Below are 24,806 nucleotides of genomic sequence, written 5' to 3'. Positions count from 1 at the left end.
TAGCGATCGCCTTCGTGGATAGAGAGAGAACTAAAAACTATAATGAACGCATGACATAACTAATAAAAGCAAAATAGTTACAAATAATTGCTAACAGCAAGGAGAATGTAAATAATGCAGGCTAATAGCATTTCAGAGGAAAGGCTACTTGAAAAAATTCAAAAGCTACAGAGAAGATGTTGAGATTCGGGTTTTGACTCAAATCGCTCACAGTTTTTGCTAAACCCAAGTTAAACTCATTAGTTGATTTGCTAAGAGTTGTAGGGTTGCGATTATCAATTTTCGCTGCTGGTAGCTCTCCCAAATCTGGCAAGTTAAACACCAAAATATTTTTCGCGCCGACTCCTACCAGAGTATTCAACGCTAGGGATATATTACTGATTGGCGTGGTTGAGTCTTCGGGGTTGAGAAAAAAGAAATCATTCGCACCTCCCCACAACGTATAAAGTGCATTTGGAGCAGCAGTTTGATTATTTGCTTTCAGAGTTCCAGCAAAACCAAGGACTTGTTTGAGTACTCCCGGTAAATTCTGATTCGGAAGGATAGCGTTATCTAAACCAGAGCTAGCACCACCGAAAGCAAAGTTTATTCCTTGGGTAGGAATTGGTGTGGGAGGAATAGTAGTGAAATTAATATCAGTCAATAAAGTGGGCTTTAATCCTAGCTGATCTCCGAGATAATCCACCCAGAGCGGCCCATCGGAAAAACGTCCTTCAAAGTAAGGTGGGCTTGCAGGGTATGTTTTCCCGGTAGCATTATATATATTGCCTGTATCGGAAAGACTATCACCAAAGACATAAAGCTGATCAAAACTCGCAGCCGAGGCTTTGGCCGGCAACATGAAAGAAAATAGAACAAATCCTGCTGCGATCGCTTGTTTTTTCATATTCGTTTTACCTGTGGTATTCCTTAGTCTGTCTAAAAGTAATGAAAGTCCGATAGTAAGTTACATCAAAATTACAGCAGATTTCAAGAAAGATGAAGTACACAAGTTAAGTCTCAAAGCCAGGTATAAAGCGTGTTTTACTTCTGACTCCTGAATTCTGACTCCTGAATTCTGCTGTAAGTACGTCTAGGGACTTCCAAATAAAAAATATCCCAAAACTGATGCAAAAATCCTCTCTATTTCTCTTCTCTCTGTGTTCTCTGCGTCCTCTGTGGTTCGTTTCTTTGAATAATTTATTTCTTGGAAGTCCCCTATAAGTTAATTTACGTTGTTTTGCTTAACTGTCCCTCAAAAGTTTATCAAACCCAGATAAAAACGCTGTAAATACTTAGATTTACATTTTCTTGATAAAAAATCGGTATATTACAAAGAAATAACAAAATTTACATACTAAGGGGTGGTAATTGCCCACTTTTATGCTACCGATGGACTAACCGCGCTTTAACTTTAAAGCCTCAGCAGCCGATACACCCTCACCCTGAGTGCCGAAATACCACAAAGCTGTAGCAGCTTCAGCACGAGTTACTGGTTTTTTAGGTTGAAACAGGGTCGTATAACCAAATACCCGCCGAATATTCGATTGTTCGCTATTCTGGTAATCAGCCAACACTGCTCTTAAAGCCTTGGGGTCAATTCGCGCTGTATCTTGGAAACCCCAGGTTTGTTTGACAGCATCTAAGTTAGCAGAGGGTAAAGCTTGGCGAGTATCTAGGGGTAATTTCCACAGCAGCAACTGTTCCCGTGTTAGGGGTGCATCAGGACGAAACAAAACTACTGTAGAATCTCCAGACAAAGGACTGGGAATTAACCCAGCTTCGGCTAATCCCTGAATTGCTGGAAAATCAGGGTCTTTTGCCGACACATCACTAAAAATTGGTTGAGTACTTTCTGATGCCAAGCGAATTTGTTTCGCTGGATTGCTGGCATACATAGCATTGTTAGCAGCAATTAGCCAACGGGCGTATTCCCGATGTGTAACGATTTTACTGGGTTCAAATTGGTTAGTTGTGGTAGTAGAGTTGCTCTTAGTTGCCTTTGGTTCTAGAGATAAAACACCTAATGTAGCCAAGTCTTGGATATGTTGCCGCCATTCTTGCGGTACCTTATTCAGATCATTAAAAGCCTGAGATTCGGTTGTGGCTGTAGGAGTTGTTTGGTTATTAGCCGTGCTTGGCGGCTGTGCTGCCAAATTTGCAGGTGGTACCGGGCCAATGAACTGTGAATTGCCTGGTTGAGGAACGGCGTTATTAGTTTCGTTAGGATTTGTAGTTGGCGTAGGTTGTGCCGTTGTAGTACTATTCGGTACGTACTCAATCAATAATTCAGTGGCTGTTTGGGGTTGATTCGGTGTGGCCTTAGTAACTGATTTAGGCTGAATCGAAACCTTCAACAGCAAATCGTTACGACGTGCCTCAAAAGCACCACCCGCATCATCTGTTGGCTGTTGCAAAATCTGCCAGTTATTTGTTTGAAACTGGCTGCGATAAAAGCTAGCAATAAAGTTGCTGGGATCAGAACTCAACCAACGAGTTGAGATTCTGTTTTCTGAGCCGCTAGCAGGTGTAACTTCCTGTAGTTTGGCATTGGAATATAGAGGGATATCTTTGGGAAAATCAGCTGGTAACTGAATTGTTGATTCGTTTGGCTGTGCTTGCGGTGGCTTAACCTGAGATTCTCCAAAGACAGCTGGATTGTTTTGCAGCTGAGGATCTGCCGCCAAAGATTGCTCAAGGTTTTTGGCGACTGGACTGTTAGCACAGGCTGTTAACGAAGTGAGTAGAACAGCCCAAATTAGAAATACAGCTGGAGGTTTACAGGGAAGCACAGGAAATCACAAATTGAGTTTCAATTCCTACCCTAGCGCAGACTGTTCATTAAATGGGAATCCGAATAGGGGATTGGGCATTTCCTCCAGTCCTCCTGCTCTTGTTCGTATTAGTGAAGATGATGATATCTCAAAAAATTAGTAAACGGTAGCTAAAAGCTACCGTGTTGTCTTTGTTTTACAGCCATTAGGTTTTATTCCCATGCTTATTTATAGAATTCCCTAAAATTCTGGCAAACTAACATTTTCGGAAAAAAAACACAAATAAATCTGGAATGCTTGCTAGATAAGAGTTTTGTGATTTTGGTAGTCCCTTAGTTCTGAGATGAAGGTTAGAGCCACCCACTACGAACTAATCAAATAGGACTTACGCAGAAGAGATCCCCCAACCCCCTTAAAAAGGTGGCTTTTCAGATCCCCCCCCAATTTATCGGGGGTTAGGGGGGAGTGCGCTTCGCGCACGCTACGCGAACGAGGTTTCAGGTTTTCACTGCGTAAGTCCTATCAAAATTAATCTGGCAGACTGCAAGATCATGAATCAATTTTTCAGATAGTTCTCAAAATATTCAATTACCAGAGCGGATAACTGATTGCAAGCTCGCCAAAAAACCAAAAGCTTGAATCTCCTTGCAGATGCACTAGCAGTCAGGCGATGCCTACGCCAAGCAACTGAAGTGATAGACTAGGACTAAAGCCCCCTTTAGCCTCACCCAAGCAGGGCAATGGATAAAGTTCGCTAACGCTGGCTTACAATTGATTCTGGAAATTATTCATCTAACGATGGTAAGCTGAGTAAGGCAATAGCTGGAAAATGCCACTGTTAAGCAATTCCAGGAACTTAGCGTAAGTTCGTTATTCTAGGCGGCTGGGGTTATATGCAAAGCAATCAACTGTTGCAGCAGTTTCCCTAGTATCTGTTAGTTATGGCTGTTTCCCAATCAACAGTAGGATTGGGTAGAGAAAAAAAAGACACTTCATCGGATGCACTGGCGGTTGAGAAAACCCTCTACAAACTTGGTCTGAACAGTTAACAGCTTCCTGATAGATTAGATACAATTAGGATTTGCGTTTGGTTGGGCGATCGCGATTTCAAAGCGAGGACTCGAATTGACATGGTGCTGCACTAGCCAATTTGACATAGTATCAAAGCTTTCACCTGCTGGCTCTGGCGAAAATTTTGATTCAGGGCAAGGGTGTTTCTTGGAGATGAAGTTAGCCAAAAAGGGGCAAAAGGCAGCAAAAAGATATGTCTGATGTCAAAAACGCCGATCTCATAGAAGTATGAAAATCTAAAATAGATATTAAATTGAAGAAAAAACAACGACCATCGACAACCGTCAGTCCATTTTACTTTCTGTAAAGCGTCACCGGGTTGTTACGAGTGCTGAAACACGATTACATGCAACTTTCCCAGGATCAGCCTATTTATTCTGAGGCTCCACTCCAGCTGTTACTGTTTGTCGATGGACGCCCCAAGTCCCGACAACAGGTGCAGCGAATACGTGCTTATTTAAAAGAATTGCAGGCTGAGTATAGTTTTGAACTTCAAATTATCGATATTGGACAACAACCTTACTTAGCAGAACACTTTAAATTGATCGCAACGCCAGCTTTAATCAAAATCCATCCTGAACCACGACAGATTTTAGCTGGGAGTAATATCATAACGCAATTGAAAAACTGGTGGCCTCGCTGGCAAGCTGCTGTAGACACCTACTTAAAATTACAGTCAGACTTACAAGAACGTATAGACGACAATGCTAGAGTGACATCACCCAAATCCAGTATCCATTCAGTTGCTGTTTCTGCTGAACTCATCCGACTCTCAGACGAAATTTTTCGGTTGAAGCAGGAAAAAGATCACCTCCAAGAGCAGCTACATTTTAAAGACCGGGTGATTGCGATGCTGGCGCACGATCTCCGCAATCCGCTAACTGCTGCCGCGATCGCCATAGAAACTCTCCAATCTAACTACAATTTAGAGACAGGGGAATTCCGGCGCCTCAAACCATCCTTAACCGCACATTTATTAAAACAAGCCCGCAATCAAACTAAGATCATTGATCGGATGATTGCCGACCTTTTGCAGGTAGGTCGTGGCAAAGATACAGAATTTCCTATTATACCACAAAAAGTACAGCTAGGTAAACTTTGCTTAGATGTACTAGAAGAATTGGGCGATCGCTACACCGCCAAAGCCCAAGAGGTAGAAACGGATATTCCCAATGACTTACCTGATGTATATGCTGACCCAGAACGCATCCGCCAAGTGCTAGTGAATCTGTTGGATAATGCCATCAAATACACCCCAAAAGGTGGTAAAATTATCGTTGCCGGATTGCACCGCACTACCCAAAAAGTTCAGTTTAGTATAGGCGACACTGGGCCTGGTATTCCTGTAGAGAATCGCGATCGCATCTTTGAAAACCACTTTCGCCTGCAACGGGATGAAGCTACAGAAGGTTATGGCATTGGTCTTTGTTTATGCCAACGCATCGTCTTAGCACATTATGGCCAAATTTGGGTAGATTCTGCCCCGAATAACGGAGCATGGTTTCACTTCACATTGCCAGTTTATCCTTCTTAGGGATTGGGGATTCACAAATGACAATTAAGAACTTAAGATAAAGCGATCGCGCCCCCCCTCCTTTGCTTGGTAGAGTGCTTTATCTGCCAGCAGAATCAAATCTGAAGGTGAGGATTCCCAAGTGGGGATAACAGTCGCCACGCCCATACTGAGGGTGAGATACTGACTCACCGCAGAACCGTGATGAACAATTTGCAAATCTTTGATTCCCGCTTGTATCGTTGCGGCAATGTGAAGTGCGCCAGATGCAGGGGTGTGTGGCATAATCACAGCAAATTCTTCGCCACCATAACGCGCTACTAAATCTTGATGTTTTTGTGCCTTAAGGTTTAAGAGAGCACCCACCTTTTGTAAACAGATATCCCCAGCAGGATGGCCATATTTATCGTTATAAAACTTAAAAAAGTCGATATCACACAAAATCATTGACAAGGGAGATTCCTCTTGTGCGAGATTAATCCACTGAGTATTGAGATAATCGTCAAAGCGGCGACGATTAGCCAACTCAGTTAAGCCATCTACATTGGCAAGGTGATGCAAAGCTTGGTTTGCCGCCTCTAATTGTTTGTATACTTGTGCTTGTTGTAGCAGTCGGCGCAATCGTTGGCGTAATACAGGCCAGTGAATTGGCTTAGTTACGTAATCAGTCGCCCCTGCCTCAAAAGCACGGTTTACGGATTCCTCATCGTCCAAGGATGTGATCATCAATATGGGAGTGCGCTGCCATATCTTGGAGATGACATTATTGTTATGGGTCGAGTCAGTATCAAAGGTGGCAAGGGCTGAGATTAAATTATTCCTGGCAATCTGGAGCAAATGCTTACAGCAGGTAAAGCCATCCATCACAGGCATTACAGCATCTAGCAAAACTATATCTGGTTTGATAGTCTCGTAAGCATCTAAACATTGTTTACCATCATTGACCTCGACCACTCGATAATTTTCTTGTTCCATAGTTTTACGCAACAATACTCGGGTGGTTTTGTCATCATCAGCCACTAGAATCAGTGGTGGTTGCTTAGTAACAGAAAATGGGCTTATGCCTGACATGAGTTGCCTTCTATTTGCGGGACTATCTTGAAAAAGGCTGTGTAACTCAATCGCATGGGGGCGATCGCTCTTTTCATCAATGCCAGAATTGGCGGCAAAGGTGTATCTGGCTTCACAATCAACTGTTTTTTGACAATAGACTGCTCAATGTTAGTGAGCCAAGCAAGCGGTAGGTAACTAAGTTGCATAGAGAATCTATAATTGGAACACGAAGGCAATTTTTACCTTTTTGCTCAACTATGGTTATGAGAGGAAGTGTTACTTTTATATTTCCCCATTGTTCAAGTTAAATTGCAATTTTCAAAAAAATTGCAAATGCACACCTTAATTATTTAGTTTTGGAGTTAGTTTATAAACCTACTGACACGGAGCAAAGCAATTGGCAAAGTGCGCTCAGAAGATAGCTAATACTAATGTCACTTGACTTAAATTTATGATTTTGAACAACTAAATCCTATAATTACTTTACAGATAGCACATAAAACCGCCATCTTTTTGGCTAGACAAACAACCAAAAGTTCTTACAAAAAAAATCAAAACCTATTTACATTCACTAAATCTTTAAAATGCCAGACCCATTAATGTACCAGCAAGAACACTTTGTTGTTCTAGAAACAAATCAACCAGAACAGTTTCTGACACCATCAGAGTTATTAGAAAAGCTCAAAACAACCCTTCAACAATTCCAAATTCAAGATTTATCACCTGACTTGCAAAAGTTGGATACTGTGGAAGCTCAAGCACAATATTTACTAGACACCGGTTGCGAATTAGATATTGCTCCTGGGCAATATTTACAGTGGTATGCAGTTCGTTTAGAAAAGTAACTTTTTGGTCAGTGGTTAAGAGGAAAATGTGTTAATTCGGTGATTTGTTAAAAGTCTGTCACACAACTCAAAGCAATGGGTAGTTTACCGTACTTCAACAAGCTTTGTTACCACCGTAGGCATCGCCTCTAACTCTCAGATGAAAGGACGCCTACAAGCACTCGTACCAAATCTTCTAAACCTTCAGGAACACGGTAAAGTTTAATATCTTCTGTAACTCGCTTATCTTCTCTATGAAGAGTACCAAATTTCCAGTCATCTCCATTAGTAACTGCTCCATATAAAATAGCTTTTTCATGATCTAGGGACTGATCAAGAGCTATTAATTCTACTGCTAGCTGTGTAAACCCTCTTCTAATATCTGATTGTTTTGCTTCAATCACCAATAGAGAGTTAGATTTATGTAAGTAATAATCCAAAGTACCTTTGAGTTTTTCATTAACATTAATCGGATACTCACTATATAGTTGAGCCTTTGTCTGATCGCATATTTCAGCAAGGATAGGTGCAATTAAAAATTCCCGTATTGATATCTCAGCGATTGGGTTAAAAAGCCTTATATTGCGCTGCAAATAATTTTGTAAAAATTCTAAATAGCTCAGATCAGCAAAGTATCTTGGTAATTCTAGCTCTGTGCGATCGTAGCTGTACTCAAACTCAGCCAGTATGTCTATTGTTGGGTTGGGCAACAAAAAGTATTGACTAAAAGTGTAACTTTGCTCCGGTTTTAAAATTCTATATTTGCTCATGATTTTTCTCGTCTACGAACCACACCGGAGATATTATGACCCAATACGCTTGGGTTAGTGCCAAAAACCTGAAACTGCGTGGGTTGCCGAGCCAGCGCAATCTTGGGGGTTTCCCCCTTTCCTCGACTGGCGTCGGGTTTCCCGACTTGTCCCTATAGATGCCCAATTTGTCCAAGGTTTTGCCACCTGGTTGAACGAGCAAATTTCTATGCCTGTGCAACTAGCGTTGGCGTAGCCCACCGAAGGTATCGCCAGCGCTAGTTGCACAGTCTGGTAAAATTTTCCTTGCTGGCACAAATCTTCGTTTGGTGATGCGTCCCGACCTCACCCTTGGCTATGACACAGAAAGATTATCACCGAAGTGGAGTGAACCACAAACCCTACAAGGTGTGCCATTTATTGTGGATTCTGCAACATCCGCAGTGAGGCTTTTGCTAATTGACGATCAGGTAATTATTAGCGAAGCCTTCCGTTGGATGATTGCGACACAAACAGATATTTCCCTTCACTACACAAGTAATCCAGCTAAGGCGATTCAAGATGCGATCGCCATTGCACCAACGGTGATCTTCTTGGATATGATCATGCCAGATATGGATGGATTAATGCTACTGCGTTGGTTTCGCTCTCATCCAGTAACTCGTGATATTCCTATCGTCATACTATCCAGTAAAGAAGAAGCAAAGCTGAAAGCCGACGCCTTTACTGAGGTTGCAAATGACTACCTATATAATTGGATTTAGAGATAACGTTCTGGAATTGATTCCGAAATCCAAAGTAAGATATTTGAGCTTTTTTTTACAACTAAACCTGTCAACAAAGGAACGGGACTAGGTTTAGCAATTAGCTATCAAATTATTGAAAAACATCAAGGAAATATCTAGCTAAAATCTGAACTTGGTTATGGAACAGAATTTGCGATTGAAATTCCAATAGCATTACCAGTTACTGATTTGAGTACAATTCCTGTATAAGAAGTCAAAATCCAGAATCCAGAATTGCTTGCCTGTGTGGGATGAGTGACGCTAGTGTTAAAAGAAATCGTGCAAAGCAAAACCCTCATCCAAGAAGTCGAGTAGGAAGCTAGAATGGCAATTCCAAATAAACAAGTAAAATCTAATACTGATATTTTAGATAGTAGACGCACCCAAACTCGTATCCAAGTTCGCATTCCTAAAGATTTACATGAGGAACCAGTCATTTCACGACTGGTTTCTCACTATGGGGTAACAGTCATTATTGCTGATGCTCAGATAAGCGCAAACCTGCCACAATATAGCTGCTTCGACCTGGAACTACGAGGTACTACTTCCCAGATTGAAAGCGCCTTAACTTACCTGGATGAACTGGATTTAGAAGTTTTGCACCAATCCAGCCCTGAAGAAGATGGTTGGTAATCAATTTTCGATTTCGGATTTTGGATTTTAGATTAATAATCCAAAATCCAAAATCTAAAATCTAAAATTCACTATGCCATTTGATTTTCAATCGCCCACCGCGCTAGTTCAGTGCGGTTGTGGAGATTAGTTTTGCCCAACATATTGGACACATGGCTTTCAACCGTGCGCTGACTAACATTTAGTTCTTCAGCAATTTCCCGGTTAGCTAGACCCCTAGCGACAAACTGGACTACTTTCAGTTCGGTTGGGGTTAACTGTACATCGAAGGGAACCTGGATACGGGAACCGTTTTCGCCTCCTTTTGCTTGGTGTTCTTTCCAACGGATAGTTTGTTTCAGCGAGGATTCAACTTGCGCTACGAGTTCTTCTGGTTCAAAGGGTTTGACCATATAAACATCAGCACCTTTATTCAGACCCTTAACTCGGTCTGCACTTTGTCCCTTAGCTGAAAGGAAAAGAACCGGAATCCAGCTGGTGCGTTCGTTTTGCCGGACTTGTTCCACAAAAGTATATCCGTCCATTTCCGGCATCATCACGTCGCAGATGATCATGTCTGGAACATCTTGCTCTAAAATTTCCAGAGCTTCACGTCCATTTTCGGCGGTGATAACTTCATATCCCCGGAATTCTAAGTAATCCTTCACCAGCAAGATGAGGTTAGGGTCATCATCAATCAATAGAAGTCGTTTGTGATCTTTCATGCTGGGCTCTTTCATAGCAGTGGCACTTGTCGCGCTTCGGTCCATCAAAGTCTTGAATATTTATCCTCTATGGTGGGTTATTTCGAGATGTTGTCCTTTTTCCTACTTAACTTGCCTTTGCTGTCTCGAAGCCTCAAAAATGCCGAGCATTTTCAAGGGACTAGTAGCTCGATAGCAAAAGTCCAGCAAGGATACGTATAGCAGTAGTATCTATAATGCGCTATTATATATCGCATTGAAAGGGGCGGGCGAAAAAACACTGATTAAATAATAATCCTTCTGACTCACAAGTAAGTATTGGCTTAAAGATGACCCTACCTCAAAAGCAACCCGCACTTTCTTTAAGCTTACTGCTATACCATATCCTTCGTTTGTTAAGCCTCTATAAGGTGTTCACAAGAAACTAGGGAAGTTTATGACAAAGGATGGGTTAAAAATGCATATTTTTCAACCGCCATTATGCCTATTAAGTGTTCTTGGATGATCCGCTCAATAACTCCCAGGTTTGCTTGGCCATACCAGACCCCATCAGTGTAAACCACCATTATGGGTCTAGAACAACAAACGCGCAAGCAGTTGCTTTTAGTTTTAAAGACTCAAAACTCATCTAGCGGCTCCCTGATTACAGTTCTATAACAATTTCCAATGAATGGGGAGTGGGGAATGGGGAAGAATTCTTATAACTGCCTACTCCCTACTCTCTTCGTAACTTACGGAACAAAACCCGCAAGGTAGAAATAATTAAGCATTTATACTTAAGTACACCGATGATCTTCTAGTTCGGGAACCCGTACTCAAGGGATTATTGCCATTGGATGCCACTTTTCGGTAGATTAGCACTCAGGGGTTGAGAGTGCTAAAACTCTGGAGAATATAATTATGGCAGCTTTATCTTTAAGCGTTTCTACAGTTAAACCTTTGAGCGATCGCGTTTTCGTAAAAGTGAACGCCTCAGAGGAAAAGACCGCAGGTGGTCTGTATTTGCCCGACACGGCCAAGGAAAAGCCCCAGGTTGGGGAAGTAGTCGCCCTTGGTCCTGGCAAGCGTAATGATGACGGTAGCCGTCAGGAATTGGAAATTAAAGTCGGCGATAAGGTGCTGTACTCTAAGTACGCTGGCACTGACATCAAACTCGGCACTGAAGAATATGTACTGCTTTCTGAAAAAGATATTTTAGCAGTCGTTATCTAGTGGGGTATAGGGAATGGGGAATGGGGAATAGGAAATAGCGGACAGGGAATGTCAAAAACAATGCCCTGTTTGGCCAATGCCCAATGCCCAATGCCCAATGCCCAATACCCAATTCAAAAAAAATTGACTTACTCCCGGAATTTAGACACCTATGGCAAAGCGCATTATCTACAACGAAAACGCCCGTCGCGCCCTGGAACGAGGCATTGACATCTTGGCTGAGGCTGTAGCTGTTACCCTCGGTCCCAAAGGTCGTAACGTAGTTCTAGAAAAGAAATTTGGCGCACCGCAAATTGTCAATGACGGTGTAACGATCGCCAAAGAAATCGAATTAGAAGACCACATTGAAAACACTGGTGTAGCTCTGATTCGCCAAGCTGCTTCTAAGACAAATGATGCTGCGGGCGATGGTACTACAACTGCCACCGTTTTAGCTCATGCGATCGTCAAAGAAGGCTTGCGGAACGTTGCAGCTGGTGCTAATGCGATTTCGCTGAAGCGCGGTATAGACAAAGCTACTACCTTTTTGGTAGAAAAAATCAAAGAACATGCCCGTCCAGTAGAAGACTCCAAAGCCATTGCTCAAGTTGGTGCGATCTCGGCTGGTAACGACGAAGAAGTTGGTCAAATGATTGCCCAAGCAATGGATAAGGTGGGCAAGGAAGGCGTAATTTCCCTAGAAGAAGGGAAATCTATGTTCACAGAGTTGGAAATTACTGAAGGGATGCGCTTTGACAAAGGCTACATCTCTCCTTATTTTGCCACCGACGCTGAACGGATGGAAGCGGTTTTTGATGAGCCTTTCCTACTGCTGACCGATAAAAAAATCGCTTTGGTACAAGACCTTGTACCAGTGTTAGAGCAAGTTGCTCGTGCTGGTCGTCCTTTGGTGATTATCGCCGAAGATATCGAAAAAGAAGCTTTGGCAACCTTAGTAGTAAACCGTTTGCGGGGTGTACTCAACGTGGCTGCTGTTAAGGCTCCTGGCTTTGGCGATCGCCGCAAAGCTCTGCTAGAAGACATCGCTGTTTTAACTGGCGGACAACTAATCACCGAAGATGCTGGTTTGAAGCTAGATAACACCAAGCTGGATAGCCTGGGTAAAGCTCGCCGCATCACCATTACCAAGGACAGCACTACAATTGTTGCCGAAGGTAACGAAGCTCCTGTTAAGGCTCGTGTCGAGCAGATTCGTCGTCAAATCGATGAAACCGAATCTTCTTACGACAAAGAGAAACTGCAAGAGCGTCTTGCTAAACTCTCTGGTGGTGTTGCTGTGGTGAAAGTGGGTGCAGCGACCGAAACCGAAATGAAAGATAAGAAACTGCGCCTAGAAGACGCTATCAACGCCACTAAAGCTGCTGTGGAAGAAGGTATCGTTCCTGGCGGTGGTACAACTCTGGCTCACCTTGCTCCTGAATTGGAAGTTTGGGCAAAGAGCAATCTTAAAGATGAAGAGTTGATTGGTGCTTTGATTGTCGTTCGCGCCTTACCTGCACCTCTGAAGCGGATTGCTGAAAACGCAGGTCAGAATGGTGCTGTGATCGCTGAACGCGTGAAAGAGAAAGAATTCAACGTTGGCTACAACGCTGCGACAAACGAATTCGTCGATTTGTTTGATGCTGGTATTGTTGACCCTGCGAAAGTGACTCGTTCTGCTCTGCAAAACGCTGCTTCGATCGCTGGTATGGTGTTGACAACCGAATGTATTATAGTTGACAAGCCGGAGCCTAAGGATGGCGCTCCTGCTGGTGCTGGCGCTGGTGGCGGCGACTTCGATTACTAATACTTTGTAGTCACATAATTTGTAAAAACAGCTGCTTCCTGATGGAGGCGGCTGTTTTTTTGTGGAACAGAGGCACAAAAGGCAAATTGCTTAAACAAAATTAAGATTTTAATTTGGCTTGATCAACTTGAATGTCAAAAACCTGCACTCCTATTTCAAAAGCTTCTTGTTTCTCTTCATTGGTTAAATAACGGTTGTCAGTGGGACGACGAGGATCGCCGCCTGCTTCTAGATATCGCTGTCGAGCTAGTGCAAAAATTTCTCTAAGCCTTTGATACTTTTGTTTTAACAGTGCTGTTGGTTTTTTCATAGTTCTGATGCCCATGAAATAGGAGCTATCTCGCCATTTTGCACAAGGAGTGCTGTAGGTAAAACGGTGCTAGGAGTGGTGATATAGTAAAATCCTCTCTCATCATCATAAAACATTCCCTCAAGCAGTCCTAGAGTTTCTAAAGCATTGAGAATGAGATATTGTGCTTCTGTTGGCTCCATGAATACCTAAAATTTAATGTTTAATTTAGAAATTTTTATGGAGCGGTTATTTTTTATTTTAATAAAGTATGTTCAGTTTAATTCCCCTGTCTCTACAGGCAGCACTGGGATATACTCGAATGAATTTTATGAAGAAGCAACATATATTCGTAGTAAATACCAAGAAACACCGATAAGAATTTGGCGAGCCTAACAACTAGATTTTGAATAGTTCACAATTTTAATGAATACAAACCCCTTTTATTACTAAGAATGATTAAGAAAATCTTCAGGTTCAATAGCAGCTTGTTTTAAAATTGTACGTAATGTTCTCTCTGGCATATCACCAGAATGATTGGGAATAGTAGTGTAACGGTTACTTTCAGGATTAAACCAGATTTCATGACTCCCTGCGGCTTGACTATGAAAAACAAAGCCAAAGGTTTTTAATATTTTGATAATCTGTCTGTAGCTAAACCCAGCTAATCGACTCATGAATTGACTACTGACCTACAACTAAAGGATAGTTAAATTCTTCAGCTATTGGTTGCAAATAATCTAGTTCTTGATCCTGAGATTGTGCTTCTAATAACTTACGCGCTACATCACGGGCAATTTCTAAAGTTTCGGCAACAGTCCGCCCTTGAGCTACTAAACCTTGAAGCTCATCAGATGTTGCTAAATAAACCCCTTCAGGTAATTTTTCAATGTGGATGTTTAGCAATCTTTCCATTGTTGTGTGCAGTGTTACTTTTATAGGTATGTTAATTACTATGATATCCCTTTTGTAGACTCAAGGAATAACCCTAATTTTTATTTATAAAATTACTTCAAGTTCTAGAAATAGTTGCTGCAAGTAGTTTTCCGCTTTGATCTTGATCTTGCAATTTTTGAATAATATGCTCAATAATACTATTCAAATCTTTGCGGCGGCGGATAGAGCGTTTCGGGTCAAGTTGACCGTGTTTCAATAATTCTCTAACCTGTTCTCCTAGCTCAGTTAAGTAAAACCTCAGTTGTTCTTCACCGGATTCGCGTAAAATTTGCCGACATTCAGTTAGGATAATATTGCCATTTTCGAGAGTTTTACTAGCATTTGATTGCTTTGGTGTTGCTTCGGACGAACCTTTACTTTTTTGAGCGTTTAAGCTGTTAGTTAGACATTTTTCTACAGATTTGGCAAGTTTTGGATCAGATTCTACAACTTCTGCGATCGCCCTTAATAAGTTTGCAATTTGTGATCCTTCCATTATCTTCCTACTCTCTGAATAAATTCTTTAGCTAACTTCACCATTGAATCATGAGAATCATCATATTTTTGTTTATATGTCAAATAATTATTCAATTCTAAACCTTCTGCGATTTTTGCTCTTTCTAAAACTTTGGTTTCAAAAACTGGTGGATAGAAAGGGTTGACAATAATAGAGTTTAAATGTTCAGTTTGGGCTATGGTTCGGTTGTAACGAGAAATTAATGTTCCTACTGCTTTTAAGTTGTGCACATAATCTCTATTAAACTTTTCAATGTGTTCAAGTAATAAATCTAATCCATGAATTGACATTCGGTTTGGTACACAAGGAATTACACAAGCATTACTAGCTAGAAATGCACTTTTAACTACTGTATTAATATTTGGCGCACAGTCTATTAAAATATAGTCATAATTATTCAACAAGGGTTTGAGGATTGTACGAAGAAGCTCAACGGGTTTAAAGTTAAAAGAATAATAACCCGATGGCAATTCTTCCTGGATTTCAAATAGCTTTGGGCTACTAGGTATCAGATGTAAGTGGGCAAAATAATTTCTGTTTCTAACATTTGAAACATTGTGTTTAACTATAAAATTTTCACTTTTAACATTTTCTAAAAAATATTCAGGATCTTTAAATAAATAAGGCAATGTCAATTTTTTGCTTTCAAATTCTTTTTCCCAAACCTCTTCAGACATTAAAGCACTAGTCAAATTACTTTGAGGATCAAGGTCAATAGCAAGTACACGCTTTTTGTACATTGTATCGCCTGCTAAATATTCTGCTAATGCCATGACGATGGTAGTTTTGCCAACTCCACCCTTGAGGTTGCAAATACTTATCACTTTAGCTGTCATAATTTCTGGTAGATTGACGCATTTCATGAGCTACAGTTCTATCTTTCCCTGAAAATATGCCCAAGTAACAGGTTAAGTCTCAATATCACAATTCTTTTTGCGTCTATGCAGTTCAATTTCTTCTACACAAAACTGATGCCCAGTTATTCTTGGAGTCTTTGCGTGAGATTATCATTCGTTATTCAAGTTAGCGAACAAATAATGATAAATTGCAGGTAAAACACTAGTAGGGTGAATAAATAAAATGTAATGCATCTGAAATTTAATGTTTACTTCATAAATGACCTGCAACTCACAACCCACAGAAGGTTGGCATGGAAAACTTAATTTAGTCTATGCCGATCGCCAGCATAAAACCCAATTAATTTACAATCACCAACAAGCGCCCCTGAAGGTACAACGCCCATTTTATCCAGAAGGGGAAAAAGTTTGTCATAGCGTCATTTTACACACAGCCGGGGGAGTTGTGGGAGGCGATCGCTTATCCTCTAATATCCACCTCCAACCCCAAGCCCAAGCCTTAATCACTACAGCAGCTGCTAGTAAGATATACCGCAGCAATGGCTTACAAGCTAGACAAACTATCGAAATGCAAGTTGACGCTGGTGCTTGCTTAGAATGGTTGCCACAAGAGACAATTTTATTTAACGGCGGAATTTATCGGCAAGATTTACGGGTAGAATTAGCAACCGGGGGCAGTTGGTTAGGCTGGGAAATTACCCGATTTGGTCGCAGTGCTAGAGGAGAAAAATTTTACCTTGGAGAATGGCGATCGCACACCGAAATTTGGCAACAAGGTATTCCCTTGTGGATTGATCGGCAATGGTTACGGGGTAGCGAAGATATTTTTCACAGTCCTCATGGCTTGGCTGGAAAACCAATAGTAGGTAGTCTAGTTTGGGTTGGTGGTGCAGTTTCAGCAGAAATTGTTGAGAAAACGCGAAATTTATGGAATGGGGAAGGAGAAGTAGGTGTTAGCCGATTACAGCATGGATTATTGTGTCGATATCGCGGTGCTTCTACATCTGAGGTGAGAAACTGGTTTATTGATGTTTGGCAGTTGCTGCGAGTTTCTTTTTTGAATCGTGGTAATTGTATACCAAGAGTGTGGCAGGTTTGAACGAACCACAGAGGCGCAGAGAACACAGAGGAGGAAGTACGAATGCAACTTACGCCGCAGGAAAAAGATAAGCTATTAATTTTTACTGCTGCTTTATTAGCAGAAAGACGTAAAGGAAGGGGTTTAAAACTGAATTATCCCGAAGCGATCGCTTATCTTTCTGCTGCCATTTTAGAAGGTGCAAGAGATGGGCAAACTGTAGCTGAATTGATGAGTTATGGTACAACTCTATTGACGCGGGATGATGTCATGGAAGGAATATCAGAAATGGTGCATGAAGTGCAGGTTGAAGCAACTTTTCCTGATGGCACAAAGTTAGTGACAGTACATAATCCAATTCGTTAATTTTTGAATTTATTATGATTCCTGGAGAAATCATCACACCAGCAGGTGAAATTGAACTAAATGTTGGTCGTCCAACTATAAAATTACAAGTGTCAAATACAGGCGATCGCCCCATACAAGTCGGTTCCCACTATCACTTTTATGAAGTCAACGCCGCCTTAAACTTTGACAGAGAACAAGCGCGAGGAATGCGCCTCGATATCCCCGCCGGAACCGCAGTTCGCTTTGAACCAGGCGACGAAAAAGAAGTAACTTTAGTCCCCTTAGTTGGTACTCGCCAAGTCTACGGCTTCAACAGCAAAATTAACGGAAACTTGCCACTAGTTTAAAATAGACTCAGACATTCATTGAGGATTTTAATATGTTAATAGCAGAACAGCGACGCATCAGCCGTGATTTTAAAACTATATTGAAATCAATGGTGTGTCTGTTTAGAGAACCAACTAACCTAGACTATATTTACAATCTTGAAGATGAGTTGCGTTACACCCAGGCGAGTTTATTAGCTGTTGAGTGGTTAAAAACTCAACCTGAAGTATCCCTGTTGATTCAAGAACGTTATATTGCACCATATCCTGATATCGAAGTATTGCTGCAATATCCTGAAGACTCATTAGGATATGCCTACGCATCTTATATTAAAAAATCTGGTTTTGACCCCAGTTTTTATCGTCAAATACAAGTATAAGACGATGTGAGTTATGTGCTGTTACGCAGCCGTCAAACTCATGATATTTGGCATGTAGTTACAGGTTTTAAGACTGATGGACTGGGAGAACTAGGTCTTAAAGCTTTTGAATTAGCCCAAACCCGCAGAAATTTAGCTGTTTTCTTAGTAGGAGGCGGGTTATTATCCATCCTCGTAAAATCGCCAGATGTTCTCCCTGATTTATTAGAACAGATAGCTATCGGCTACAGAATGGGGTCAAAAGCAAAACCATTATTAGCACAAAAGTGGGAAGAAAATTGGGATAAAGCTTTATCAGAATGGAGAACTGAATTAGGAATTGATTCAGATATTTTAAATTAAGAGGAATGAGATAATGAGTTACAGAATGGATCGCCGCGCCTACGCCGAAACCTATGGGCCAACAGTAGGCGATCGCATCCGACTTGCAGACACAGAATTATTTATTGAAGTTGAACAAGATTTCACTACCTACGGCGATGAAGTGAAATTCGGCGGCGGTAAAGTCATCCGAGATGGGATGGGACAATCCCCCATTTCTAACGCCGATGGTGCTGTTGATTTAGTAATTACCAATGCCTTAATTCTCGATTGGTGGGGTATTGTCAAAGCGGATATCGGCATTAAAGATGGCAAGATTTTCAAAATTGGTAAAGCCGGAAATCCTTATATTCAAAATAATGTAGATATTATTATCGGCCCGGGAACCGAAGCTTTAGCTGGTGAAGGAATGATCCTCACTGCTGGCGGTATCGATGCCCATATTCATTTTATTTGTCCCCAACAAATTGAAGTGGCGATCGCTTCTGGGATTACCACTATGATTGGTGGTGGTACTGGCCCCGCCACAGGTACAAATGCCACTACCTGCACCCCCGGCCCTTGGAACATTTACCGAATGCTGCAAGCTGCTGATGCTTTTCCCGTGAACTTAGGATTTTTGGGTAAAGGTAACGCCAGTCAACCTCAAGGACTTGTAGAACAAGTAGCCGCCGGTGCAATGGGGTTAAAACTTCATGAAGACTGGGGAACCACACCCGCAGCAATTGATACCTGCCTCAGTGTTGCCGAGAAATATGATGTGCAAGTAGCGATTCATACTGATACTCTGAACGAAGCCGGATTTGTCGAAGATACGATCGCTGCTTTTAAGAACCGTACCATCCACACCTACCACACCGAAGGTGCAGGCGGCGGACACGCACCAGATATTATCAAAGTTTGCAGCCAAGCCAATGTTCTGCCATCTTCCACCAATCCCACACGTCCTTACACCGTCAACACTTTAGATGAACACCTAGATATGTTGATGGTATGTCATCACCTCGACCCAGCGATCGCTGAAGATGTCGCTTTTGCCGAATCTCGCATCCGCCGAGAAACCATTGCTGCTGAAGACATTTTGCACGACTTAGGCGCATTTAGCATGATTTCTTCCGATTCTCAGGCAATGGGAAGGGTAGGCGAAGTGATAATTCGCACCTGGCAGACATCTCACAAAATGAAGGTGCAACGGGGAATTCTTAACTCACAAGGAACAGAGCAAAAAGCAGATAATTTTCGAGCAAAAAGGTATGTTGCTAAGTACACTATAAACCCTGCGATCGCTCACGGAATTGCTCAATATGTGGGTTCAGTGGAAGAGGGAAAATTAGCAGATTTGTGTTTGTGGCGATCGGCATTTTTTGGGGTGAAACCAGAGATAGTGATTAAAGGCGGAATGATTGCATGGTCGCAAATGGGCGATGCCAACGCCAGTATTCCCACACCGCAACCAGTGCATATGCGACCGATGTTTGGTAGTTTTGCAGGGGCGCGTCATGCCACATCATTAACTTTTGTTTCGCAAGCAGCTTTAGAGAAAGAAATTCCCAGCCAGCTAGGTTTACAAAAGGCAGCAGTTGCAGTTTCTGGGACACGCCAATTGAGTAAGCGGGATATGAAGCTGAATGATGCACTACCCCACATTGAAGTAGATCCAGAAACCTATGAAGTCAGGGCAGATGGTGAGTTGCTGATTTGTGAACCGGCGACAGTTTTACCAATGGCACAGAGGTACTTTTTGTTTTAATTCATGACCGAGCAACTTACTGATTACGATAGTCCTTGGAAAGAAGTCATTGAGCTATATTTTCCCCGCTTTCTGGAATTCTTTTTCACTCAAGCTTATGCCGAAATTGACTGGACGCGACCTTATGAATTTTTGGACACGGAACTGCAACAGCTAGAACCGGATGCAGAAATTGGGCGACGTTTGGTCGATAAAGTCGCAAAAGTTTGGCTACTGGATGGAGAGGAAGCTTGGGTATTGGTTCATGTGGAAGTCCAAGGGCAATATGACAGCCAATTTGCCGAACGGATGTACACATATAATTACCGTTTGTTTGACCGCCATAAAAAGCGAGTCATTAGTTTAGCAGTTTTAGCAGATGAACAAGCGAATTGGCGGCCTTCCAGTTACAGCTATCAGCTGGGTGGATGTTGCGTCAGCTTAGAGTTTCCTGTGGCGAAACTGTTGGACTATGAGCAAGGGTGGGAAACCCTAGAGCAAACTACCAACCCCTTTGGTGTAATTGTGATGGCGCATCTCAAGACCAAGGCAACGCAACGAAATCCAGAAAATCGGCTACAGTGGAAACTAAGCCTAGTCAGACGGCTGTATGAACGGGGATATAGCCGGGAAGATATTCGGGAACTATTTCGGTTTATCGACTGGGTAATGGTTTTACCAAAAGAGTTAGCGTTTAATTTTAAAACGGAAGTGAGAAGTTACCAGGAGACAGATAAAATGCGATACGTAACTAGTATTGAAAGGCTAGCAAAAGAAGAAGGAATTGTCGAAAATGCTAGAGAAAGCATAATTACAGTTCTAGAAACAAGGTTTGGAGAAGTGTCAAACTCTATTGTCGAAGTTATCAATAAGATAGAAGAACCATCTGTGCTAAAAACGCTTTTCAAAAGTGCGATCGCAATTCCTTCCACAGCAGAATTCCAGCAAGTTTTAGATAACCTCACATCCGGGAAATAAGCGCAGGCATCGGGCGGCTTGTTGCCAGATATCGCTCTTAAAGATGAGAGTAAAGTTGCCCTCACCGATTTTCTATCTTGAGGTTACGATCAAATAGTAAAACATTGTATCTAATATACAAAATCATGCTACCTTTTAAGAAAAAAATTGTGACTGATGAAGCCATGCGTCCGGTAGCAGTGTTGATTGATTATCAGGACTGGCAGCAAATTGAAAAGATATTAGAAGCTCATCAATCACAACAAAAACAAGAGTTTAATTTAAACCAGTATGCGGGTGTAATTCAACTAACTCAAGACCCTTTGGAATATCAGCAGCAAATTAGGGATGAGTGGTGTTGACATAACCTTTAATTTTGTTAGATATAAATTAATACTTAGTCATTGCAAATTCTGTCATGCGGAGCGTTCTATTCTGGCTTTGTTTTAATAAGAACATTATCGAAATATACAGCAGCCCCATCATCACTGCTTCGTAATGAGATAACTCCAATTTTTCCAGAAGTGTAAGAGTCATCTTCAAATATCCCAACTCTTTGGCTATTAATCCATCCAATTACCCTTTTTCCATTGCAAACAACTCTTAATCGATTTATATTATTACCTCGCTTAATGCTAGTAGAATATTGCCAGCCCACTTTATCTTCCCATTTGTTACTTGTTATGAGCTTTCCCATCGCAAACTTGCCATTACCTTTAATTAGTAAGTAATAAAAATTCTGCCCTATACTAGATTTATTGTTATCGCCAGTTCGGGCAACTATACCGAATACTGAATCATCAGTCCCACTAGCTTTTTTAATATCAACTGAAAAATCAAAGTCTTTGAATCTCTGATTTTTATCACCCCAAATAGACAGTTTAAAATTATTACTTTTATTTCCAGGATGGAATAAGCCTCCATTCTTTATACTTAATAATGCATCTTTATTCCACTTTTTTGATGGATATTTAAAATCATCGACAAGTACAACATTTGGAAAAAAGTCTATATTATGTTGAAAATTAGCGGTTATCAAGCCAGTTATGAATAGTAGGGAAGGTACGATAATAGCAATTAGATAAACTTTACCTAAATAAGAATATTGTTCTATACGTTTGAGAGATTGAATTAATCCTATAGCTCCACCGACAAAGCAACCCAATACTAACCAACCAATTGCTGCTTGTTCAATGCCAATTGCCTTAAGTGGATATGTAGTTAAGTCAGTAATGAGAAGAAAGCTTGAACCAAGCCATGCTAGAAGGTTTATTATCCAATTAATGATAAATATAATTAGCCATAAAAGTATTAATAATAAAAATGTTGTTTTGATTAGCCAACCTATAATAATCGTTCCTTTACTTGGAGAATATCGCAGGTTATAAACCCATTGGTTACTCCAACTAGATCGATTTTTATAGCTTTCTCTTACTTGATTTATCGAATTGTAAAACATTTCTACTTTTGATTTTAATTTTTCCTTTAATAAATTTAAACAATCACGAAATATAAATGCACAAATAAAGAATACTAGACTACCAAAAATCGAACATATAATCTGCACCTCTGGTATCCCAAATATACTCAGATGCAAAAAAGGAAAAAATTCTGGTAAATAAGAAGCTCCAGTTACTTCAGGGGGGTATGACAAAACCCAATTATCATCTAAACCAACTGATAAATAGTTTTCCAAAATGTGGCGGATTAAAAACATGACTAATCCTACAGGGATACAAATTCTAGCAGTTAATGCGGTTATTATGTCCCAATTTAAAGATTTTTTGAAGTCAATGGGTACTTCAAATTCGCCAGTATTTGTTTTTATAGTTATTTCAGTATTATAGTGGCCATATTAAATGGTGTGCGCTTTTTATCTTTAATCAAATCCGAAGGAGTAGCTACTCCTAATAGACAAAATGCCAGGCGTTTGTAAGCTGGTTTATCAACACGCTGGTTATAACAGAACCGGAGCAAAGCAAAAAAATCGTCAGTCGAAAAATTCAAGCTGAGAACGCTATCAATTTCATCTATAAAAATTACAATAGATTGAGAAACTTCAAGTAGCAGAACTTGCTCTATAAACTCCCTTAATCGCTGTACTGAAGAAATATCATCCTGTTCGCGCCACCAATTCCGTAAATTAAACTTTCCTGAAAGCTCAAAACTACTCACTAAACTTCTTACTACACCTATATACCAGTTATCTGGTGTAATATTCTGGCTACCAATTCCCGTCAAATCAATCGCAGCACAGGCAATACCCTCTGCTTTCAGGCGTTGCATAACTTGCACTCGCAAACTAGATTTACCCATCTGCCGCGAGTTCAACACATAACAAAACCTACCAGTCCTCAAAGCATCATACAAATCTGTATCTGCTTGTCGTACTACATAACTAGGAGCATCATCTGGCAGACTTCCACCGACTTGATATTCGTAAGCAGGGTTTTGTTCTATGTTCATCAGCTAACTCTCAAGCGATCGCAAAAATATTGACGATACAAATTACAACGTGGTCTGACATCATTTCCTTGCTGTTGTAATAAGCCCATGCTGAGTAATTTAAAGCATTGTATCGAATCCAACCGAACTGGGCTAGTATTGGCAACTACCTTTTTAATAGCAGCAGCTAATTCTGGACGCTGTTCTAAATTCCACAAATGCCGACGTAAATGGTCGCTATAAGGCCCAGCTTCTGTGGGGGCTGTTTGCAAAAGCAGATTGAGCGTAATATCCTGTCTGGCAATGTTATAAAGTGCCACTCGTACAAGATAAGGATGTCCTCCCACCATTGCCATTAGTTGTTCAACTTGGGTAAAACTCCAATTGAGTCCATGTCTTCGTGCCAAATCAAGAATCTGTTGGGCGTTAAACTCTGGTAACTCAATCGGCAAGCCTACATTAAAGGGTGATTGATTGATATTCATTGGAATATAAACTTCTGTGGAATGCACTACTACCAACCGCAGTTTTTTCCAAATATCCCGGTTTTTAGCATCTTCATGCCAAGCACGTAACAGCCCAAAAAAGTCTGCGGCAATTTCGGGATGTTGAAATATACGATCAACTTCATCCAATCCCAATGCTAGGGGTTGATTGATTTCTGCTAGAAGATAATCCTCGAAATAAGCGGTGCAATTGTCCTTACTGCCAAAAATATCGTCCCAGTTATCTGCTAACTTGTTGGGTATCTCCAACCTCCGTCCTACACGGGCACAAAACCACTGAAGGAACTTATCCAAATCTGCAAAAACCTTTCCATCTGCGAATTCAAAGCTCAAAGACACAGTTCGATAATCTTGTTGTGACGCTTGATGAAGAATCCGCGCCATGAGTGAGGTTTTACCCATCTGCCGGGGCGCTTTGATCCGAATCAAAGATCCTGGCTTCAAAATTGCCTCGTAGCAGCGAGATTCGATAGGGGGACGTTCAATATAAAATTCCGAAACTAAAGCTACTTGTCCTTCTGGCAATTCTGGTTCTGCAACTGGTAGAGGCGGATTTTCCTGAGTTTCCCAAGCAGGTGCTACAGTTGGTAATTCCTCTATAGCGGGACGATTTGCGCTGCTTCCACCATCTTCGGTCAACAATGACAAAATTTCTTGCAAAATCCTGGGAGTATCAGCAGGCGATTTCCACTCTCGCTGCTGAATCTGACTTAAATAACCCCGTAAATCATAATTTAGTGGTGAACTTAAAGGAAAATTGACACGAATGGGCAGAATTACTGGCTTATACTCAGGACGAAAAGCCTGTAACTGCTTTGCCCTTCTTACTTCTTCTGTCACCATCTCACTGGTTGCTGATTGTGGAGATAACAGCAGCAGAAGGTAATCACACCGTTCTAATTCTTTATCAATGCGCTGGGGCCAGTTTTCCCCCAAGCGAATACTCTCACCCGCCATAAAGTTAGAGTCGATGCCCGGTATTATCCGGGGCACCTCTCTGTTAAATCTGGGCGTGCGACTTTCATCGCACCCAGCTTCCGATGTTCTTAGCTTTC

32 protein-coding genes are annotated in these 24,806 nt (G+C 41.3%); 16 read left to right on the top strand and 16 right to left on the bottom strand.

All coding sequences use genetic code 11. The features are described 5' to 3' along the window. Positions 1 to 121 precede the first annotated feature (121 nt). Complete coding sequence (locus tag V7L05_RS32435) at positions 122 to 886, bottom strand: SGNH/GDSL hydrolase family protein (RefSeq protein WP_335170391.1); 765 nt, start codon at positions 884 to 886, stop codon at positions 122 to 124. A gap of 490 nt (positions 887 to 1,376) precedes the next feature. Further along, on the bottom strand, positions 1,377 to 2,771 hold the full coding sequence (locus V7L05_RS32430; protein ID WP_335170390.1) for an S-layer homology domain-containing protein: 1,395 nt from the start codon (positions 2,769 to 2,771) through the stop codon (positions 1,377 to 1,379). A 1,381-nt stretch (positions 2,772 to 4,152) separates the two neighbouring features. Here V7L05_RS32430 and V7L05_RS32425 point away from each other — a divergent pair. Then, positions 4,153 to 5,358 (top strand): histidine kinase, encoded by a 1,206-nt coding sequence (locus V7L05_RS32425; protein WP_335170389.1) that lies wholly within the window; start codon positions 4,153 to 4,155, stop codon positions 5,356 to 5,358. A 24-nt stretch (positions 5,359 to 5,382) separates the two neighbouring features. Here the strand turns inward: V7L05_RS32425 and V7L05_RS32420 are convergent, their stop codons facing one another. Together V7L05_RS32420 and V7L05_RS32415 are read right to left on the bottom strand one after the other, a co-directional pair. After that, positions 5,383 to 6,408 (bottom strand): PleD family two-component system response regulator, encoded by a 1,026-nt coding sequence (locus tag V7L05_RS32420; protein ID WP_335170388.1) that lies wholly within the window; start codon positions 6,406 to 6,408, stop codon positions 5,383 to 5,385. Beyond that, on the bottom strand, positions 6,396 to 6,596 hold the full coding sequence (locus V7L05_RS32415; protein ID WP_335170387.1) for a hypothetical protein: 201 nt from the start codon (positions 6,594 to 6,596) through the stop codon (positions 6,396 to 6,398). Before V7L05_RS32415 ends, V7L05_RS32420 begins: the two co-directional genes overlap by 13 nt. A gap of 378 nt (positions 6,597 to 6,974) precedes the next feature. Here V7L05_RS32415 and V7L05_RS32410 point away from each other — a divergent pair, with 378 nt between their 5' ends. Then, positions 6,975 to 7,235, top strand: coding sequence for a chlororespiratory reduction protein 7 (locus tag V7L05_RS32410; RefSeq protein WP_335170386.1), 261 nt, complete (start codon positions 6,975 to 6,977; stop codon positions 7,233 to 7,235). Between the two features lie 128 nt (positions 7,236 to 7,363). Here V7L05_RS32410 and V7L05_RS32405 read toward each other — a convergent pair whose 3' ends face one another. Continuing rightward, a complete protein-coding gene (locus tag V7L05_RS32405; protein WP_335170385.1) occupies positions 7,364 to 7,984 on the bottom strand; it encodes a hypothetical protein in 621 nt (206 codons plus the stop codon). Between the two features lie 54 nt (positions 7,985 to 8,038). Beyond that, positions 8,039 to 8,251, bottom strand: coding sequence for a hypothetical protein (locus V7L05_RS32400; RefSeq protein WP_335170384.1), 213 nt, complete (start codon positions 8,249 to 8,251; stop codon positions 8,039 to 8,041). 44 nt (positions 8,252 to 8,295) lie between these two features. Between V7L05_RS32400 and V7L05_RS32395 the strand changes: the two genes are divergently transcribed. From V7L05_RS32395 to V7L05_RS32385, 3 genes are all read left to right on the top strand, one after another. Continuing rightward, on the top strand, positions 8,296 to 8,727 hold the full coding sequence (locus V7L05_RS32395; RefSeq protein ID WP_335170383.1) for a response regulator: 432 nt from the start codon (positions 8,296 to 8,298) through the stop codon (positions 8,725 to 8,727). A gap of 15 nt (positions 8,728 to 8,742) precedes the next feature. Continuing rightward, positions 8,743 to 8,868, top strand: a complete 126-nt coding sequence (locus tag V7L05_RS32390; RefSeq protein ID WP_335170447.1) for an ATP-binding protein — start codon at positions 8,743 to 8,745, stop codon at positions 8,866 to 8,868. Positions 8,869 to 9,072: 204 nt separating this feature from the next. Next, positions 9,073 to 9,381, top strand: coding sequence for an NIL domain-containing protein (locus tag V7L05_RS32385; protein ID WP_335170382.1), 309 nt, complete (start codon positions 9,073 to 9,075; stop codon positions 9,379 to 9,381). Between the two features lie 71 nt (positions 9,382 to 9,452). Here the strand turns inward: V7L05_RS32385 and V7L05_RS32380 are convergent, their stop codons facing one another. Then, positions 9,453 to 10,130, bottom strand: coding sequence for a response regulator transcription factor (locus V7L05_RS32380; protein ID WP_012407592.1), 678 nt, complete (start codon positions 10,128 to 10,130; stop codon positions 9,453 to 9,455). An 834-nt stretch (positions 10,131 to 10,964) separates the two neighbouring features. Here V7L05_RS32380 and groES point away from each other — a divergent pair. The 3 genes from groES to groL are packed head-to-tail and all read left to right on the top strand — an operon-like array spanning position 10,965 to position 13,062. Continuing rightward, positions 10,965 to 11,276 carry a co-chaperone GroES gene (groES, locus tag V7L05_RS32375; protein WP_069071443.1) on the top strand — a complete coding sequence of 104 codons (312 nt, stop codon included), beginning with the start codon at positions 10,965 to 10,967 and terminating at the stop codon, positions 11,274 to 11,276. 48 nt (positions 11,277 to 11,324) lie between these two features. Beyond that, positions 11,325 to 11,486: a hypothetical protein gene (locus V7L05_RS32370; protein WP_335170381.1), complete on the top strand. Its 162-nt coding sequence runs from the start codon at positions 11,325 to 11,327 to the stop codon at positions 11,484 to 11,486. Continuing rightward, entirely contained in the window at positions 11,428 to 13,062 is a 1,635-nt protein-coding gene (gene groL, locus V7L05_RS32365; protein ID WP_335170380.1) for a chaperonin GroEL, read from the top strand. The genes V7L05_RS32370 and groL overlap by 59 nt, the downstream gene beginning before the upstream one ends. Before the next feature lie 100 nt (positions 13,063 to 13,162). Here groL and V7L05_RS32360 read toward each other — a convergent pair whose 3' ends face one another. The 6 genes from V7L05_RS32360 to V7L05_RS32335 all read right to left on the bottom strand — a co-directional run bounded on the left by V7L05_RS32360 (position 13,163) and on the right by V7L05_RS32335 (position 15,640). After that, the gene (locus V7L05_RS32360) at positions 13,163 to 13,372 is read right to left on the bottom strand and encodes a hypothetical protein (protein ID WP_335170379.1); all 210 of its coding nucleotides are present in this window, start codon (positions 13,370 to 13,372) and stop codon (positions 13,163 to 13,165) included. Further along, positions 13,369 to 13,554, bottom strand: a complete 186-nt coding sequence (locus tag V7L05_RS32355; RefSeq protein WP_335170378.1) for a hypothetical protein — start codon at positions 13,552 to 13,554, stop codon at positions 13,369 to 13,371. The genes V7L05_RS32360 and V7L05_RS32355 overlap by 4 nt, the downstream gene beginning before the upstream one ends. Before the next feature lie 246 nt (positions 13,555 to 13,800). Continuing rightward, positions 13,801 to 14,028: a type II toxin-antitoxin system HicA family toxin gene (locus tag V7L05_RS32350; protein ID WP_335170377.1), complete on the bottom strand. Its 228-nt coding sequence runs from the start codon at positions 14,026 to 14,028 to the stop codon at positions 13,801 to 13,803. Positions 14,029 to 14,035: 7 nt separating this feature from the next. After that, the gene (locus V7L05_RS32345; RefSeq protein WP_335170376.1) at positions 14,036 to 14,266 is read right to left on the bottom strand and encodes a type II toxin-antitoxin system HicB family antitoxin; all 231 of its coding nucleotides are present in this window, start codon (positions 14,264 to 14,266) and stop codon (positions 14,036 to 14,038) included. A 97-nt stretch (positions 14,267 to 14,363) separates the two neighbouring features. Further along, positions 14,364 to 14,783: a hypothetical protein gene (locus tag V7L05_RS32340; RefSeq protein WP_335170375.1), complete on the bottom strand. Its 420-nt coding sequence runs from the start codon at positions 14,781 to 14,783 to the stop codon at positions 14,364 to 14,366. Then, positions 14,783 to 15,640 carry a ParA family protein gene (locus V7L05_RS32335; protein WP_335170374.1) on the bottom strand — a complete coding sequence of 286 codons (858 nt, stop codon included), beginning with the start codon at positions 15,638 to 15,640 and terminating at the stop codon, positions 14,783 to 14,785. The genes V7L05_RS32340 and V7L05_RS32335 overlap by 1 nt, the downstream gene beginning before the upstream one ends. 280 nt (positions 15,641 to 15,920) lie before the next feature. Between V7L05_RS32335 and V7L05_RS32330 the strand changes: the two genes are divergently transcribed. From V7L05_RS32330 to V7L05_RS32295, 8 genes are all read left to right on the top strand, one after another. Then, positions 15,921 to 16,760 (top strand): urease accessory protein UreD, encoded by an 840-nt coding sequence (locus tag V7L05_RS32330; protein WP_335170373.1) that lies wholly within the window; start codon positions 15,921 to 15,923, stop codon positions 16,758 to 16,760. Positions 16,761 to 16,802: 42 nt separating this feature from the next. Next, a complete protein-coding gene (gene ureA, locus V7L05_RS32325; RefSeq protein WP_335170372.1) occupies positions 16,803 to 17,105 on the top strand; it encodes an urease subunit gamma in 303 nt (100 codons plus the stop codon). Between the two features lie 14 nt (positions 17,106 to 17,119). After that, entirely contained in the window at positions 17,120 to 17,434 is a 315-nt protein-coding gene (locus V7L05_RS32320) for an urease subunit beta (protein ID WP_335170371.1), read from the top strand. Between the two features lie 32 nt (positions 17,435 to 17,466). Continuing rightward, positions 17,467 to 17,793 (top strand): hypothetical protein, encoded by a 327-nt coding sequence (locus V7L05_RS32315; protein WP_335170370.1) that lies wholly within the window; start codon positions 17,467 to 17,469, stop codon positions 17,791 to 17,793. Positions 17,794 to 17,808: 15 nt separating this feature from the next. Continuing rightward, positions 17,809 to 18,135, top strand: a complete 327-nt coding sequence (locus tag V7L05_RS32310) for a Coq4 family protein (protein WP_335170369.1) — start codon at positions 17,809 to 17,811, stop codon at positions 18,133 to 18,135. A gap of 13 nt (positions 18,136 to 18,148) precedes the next feature. Further along, positions 18,149 to 19,864: an urease subunit alpha gene (ureC, locus tag V7L05_RS32305; protein WP_335170368.1), complete on the top strand. Its 1,716-nt coding sequence runs from the start codon at positions 18,149 to 18,151 to the stop codon at positions 19,862 to 19,864. Positions 19,865 to 19,867: 3 nt separating this feature from the next. Continuing rightward, entirely contained in the window at positions 19,868 to 20,821 is a 954-nt protein-coding gene (locus tag V7L05_RS32300) for a transposase (RefSeq protein ID WP_335170367.1), read from the top strand. Positions 20,822 to 20,946: 125 nt separating this feature from the next. Further along, complete coding sequence (locus V7L05_RS32295) at positions 20,947 to 21,162, top strand: hypothetical protein (RefSeq protein WP_233718030.1); 216 nt, start codon at positions 20,947 to 20,949, stop codon at positions 21,160 to 21,162. A gap of 68 nt (positions 21,163 to 21,230) precedes the next feature. Here V7L05_RS32295 and V7L05_RS32290 read toward each other — a convergent pair whose 3' ends face one another. The 3 genes from V7L05_RS32290 to V7L05_RS32280 form a co-directional block, all read right to left on the bottom strand. Beyond that, entirely contained in the window at positions 21,231 to 22,517 is a 1,287-nt protein-coding gene (locus V7L05_RS32290; RefSeq protein WP_335170366.1) for a family 16 glycoside hydrolase, read from the bottom strand. A gap of 113 nt (positions 22,518 to 22,630) precedes the next feature. Beyond that, entirely contained in the window at positions 22,631 to 23,266 is a 636-nt protein-coding gene (locus V7L05_RS32285; RefSeq protein ID WP_442937892.1) for an AAA-like domain-containing protein, read from the bottom strand. Continuing rightward, positions 23,266 to 24,806, bottom strand: a 1,541-nt coding sequence (locus V7L05_RS32280) for an AAA-like domain-containing protein (RefSeq protein WP_335170365.1), incomplete at its 5' end; no start/stop codon positions are given. The genes V7L05_RS32285 and V7L05_RS32280, both read right to left, overlap by 1 nt.

It is taken from the genome of Nostoc sp., assembly GCF_036917755.1.
In the GTDB taxonomy this organism is placed as follows: Bacteria; Cyanobacteriota; Cyanobacteriia; order Cyanobacteriales; family Nostocaceae; genus Nostoc.
This window is presented reverse-complemented; position numbering and strand designations above follow the sequence as displayed.

What these genes read in the sequence shown, in the direction of transcription:
- V7L05_RS32435 (WP_335170391.1), bottom strand. Translation starts at nt 886, where the DNA reads ATGAAAAAACAAGCGATCGCAGCAGGATTTGTTCTATTTTCTTTCATG.
- V7L05_RS32420 (WP_335170388.1), bottom strand. Translation starts at nt 6,408, where the DNA reads ATGTCAGGCATAAGCCCATTTTCTGTTACTAAGCAACCACCACTGATT.
- V7L05_RS32415 (WP_335170387.1), bottom strand. Translation starts at nt 6,596, where the DNA reads ATGCAACTTAGTTACCTACCGCTTGCTTGGCTCACTAACATTGAGCAG.
- V7L05_RS32410 (WP_335170386.1), top strand. Translation starts at nt 6,975, where the DNA reads ATGCCAGACCCATTAATGTACCAGCAAGAACACTTTGTTGTTCTAGAA.
- V7L05_RS32405 (WP_335170385.1), bottom strand. Translation starts at nt 7,984, where the DNA reads ATGAGCAAATATAGAATTTTAAAACCGGAGCAAAGTTACACTTTTAGT.
- V7L05_RS32395 (WP_335170383.1), top strand. Translation starts at nt 8,296, where the DNA reads ATGCGTCCCGACCTCACCCTTGGCTATGACACAGAAAGATTATCACCG.
- V7L05_RS32385 (WP_335170382.1), top strand. Translation starts at nt 9,073, where the DNA reads ATGGCAATTCCAAATAAACAAGTAAAATCTAATACTGATATTTTAGAT.
- V7L05_RS32380 (WP_012407592.1), bottom strand. Translation starts at nt 10,130, where the DNA reads ATGGACCGAAGCGCGACAAGTGCCACTGCTATGAAAGAGCCCAGCATG.
- groES (WP_069071443.1), top strand. Translation starts at nt 10,965, where the DNA reads ATGGCAGCTTTATCTTTAAGCGTTTCTACAGTTAAACCTTTGAGCGAT.
- V7L05_RS32370 (WP_335170381.1), top strand. Translation starts at nt 11,325, where the DNA reads ATGTCAAAAACAATGCCCTGTTTGGCCAATGCCCAATGCCCAATGCCC.
- groL (WP_335170380.1), top strand. Translation starts at nt 11,428, where the DNA reads ATGGCAAAGCGCATTATCTACAACGAAAACGCCCGTCGCGCCCTGGAA.
- V7L05_RS32360 (WP_335170379.1), bottom strand. Translation starts at nt 13,372, where the DNA reads ATGAAAAAACCAACAGCACTGTTAAAACAAAAGTATCAAAGGCTTAGA.
- V7L05_RS32355 (WP_335170378.1), bottom strand. Translation starts at nt 13,554, where the DNA reads ATGGAGCCAACAGAAGCACAATATCTCATTCTCAATGCTTTAGAAACT.
- V7L05_RS32350 (WP_335170377.1), bottom strand. Translation starts at nt 14,028, where the DNA reads ATGAGTCGATTAGCTGGGTTTAGCTACAGACAGATTATCAAAATATTA.
- V7L05_RS32345 (WP_335170376.1), bottom strand. Translation starts at nt 14,266, where the DNA reads ATGGAAAGATTGCTAAACATCCACATTGAAAAATTACCTGAAGGGGTT.
- V7L05_RS32340 (WP_335170375.1), bottom strand. Translation starts at nt 14,783, where the DNA reads ATGGAAGGATCACAAATTGCAAACTTATTAAGGGCGATCGCAGAAGTT.
- V7L05_RS32335 (WP_335170374.1), bottom strand. Translation starts at nt 15,640, where the DNA reads ATGACAGCTAAAGTGATAAGTATTTGCAACCTCAAGGGTGGAGTTGGC.
- V7L05_RS32330 (WP_335170373.1), top strand. Translation starts at nt 15,921, where the DNA reads ATGACCTGCAACTCACAACCCACAGAAGGTTGGCATGGAAAACTTAAT.
- ureA (WP_335170372.1), top strand. Translation starts at nt 16,803, where the DNA reads ATGCAACTTACGCCGCAGGAAAAAGATAAGCTATTAATTTTTACTGCT.
- V7L05_RS32320 (WP_335170371.1), top strand. Translation starts at nt 17,120, where the DNA reads ATGATTCCTGGAGAAATCATCACACCAGCAGGTGAAATTGAACTAAAT.
- V7L05_RS32315 (WP_335170370.1), top strand. Translation starts at nt 17,467, where the DNA reads ATGTTAATAGCAGAACAGCGACGCATCAGCCGTGATTTTAAAACTATA.
- ureC (WP_335170368.1), top strand. Translation starts at nt 18,149, where the DNA reads ATGAGTTACAGAATGGATCGCCGCGCCTACGCCGAAACCTATGGGCCA.
- V7L05_RS32300 (WP_335170367.1), top strand. Translation starts at nt 19,868, where the DNA reads ATGACCGAGCAACTTACTGATTACGATAGTCCTTGGAAAGAAGTCATT.
- V7L05_RS32295 (WP_233718030.1), top strand. Translation starts at nt 20,947, where the DNA reads ATGCTACCTTTTAAGAAAAAAATTGTGACTGATGAAGCCATGCGTCCG.
- V7L05_RS32290 (WP_335170366.1), bottom strand. Translation starts at nt 22,517, where the DNA reads ATGTTTTTAATCCGCCACATTTTGGAAAACTATTTATCAGTTGGTTTA.
- V7L05_RS32285 (WP_442937892.1), bottom strand. Translation starts at nt 23,266, where the DNA reads ATGAACATAGAACAAAACCCTGCTTACGAATATCAAGTCGGTGGAAGT.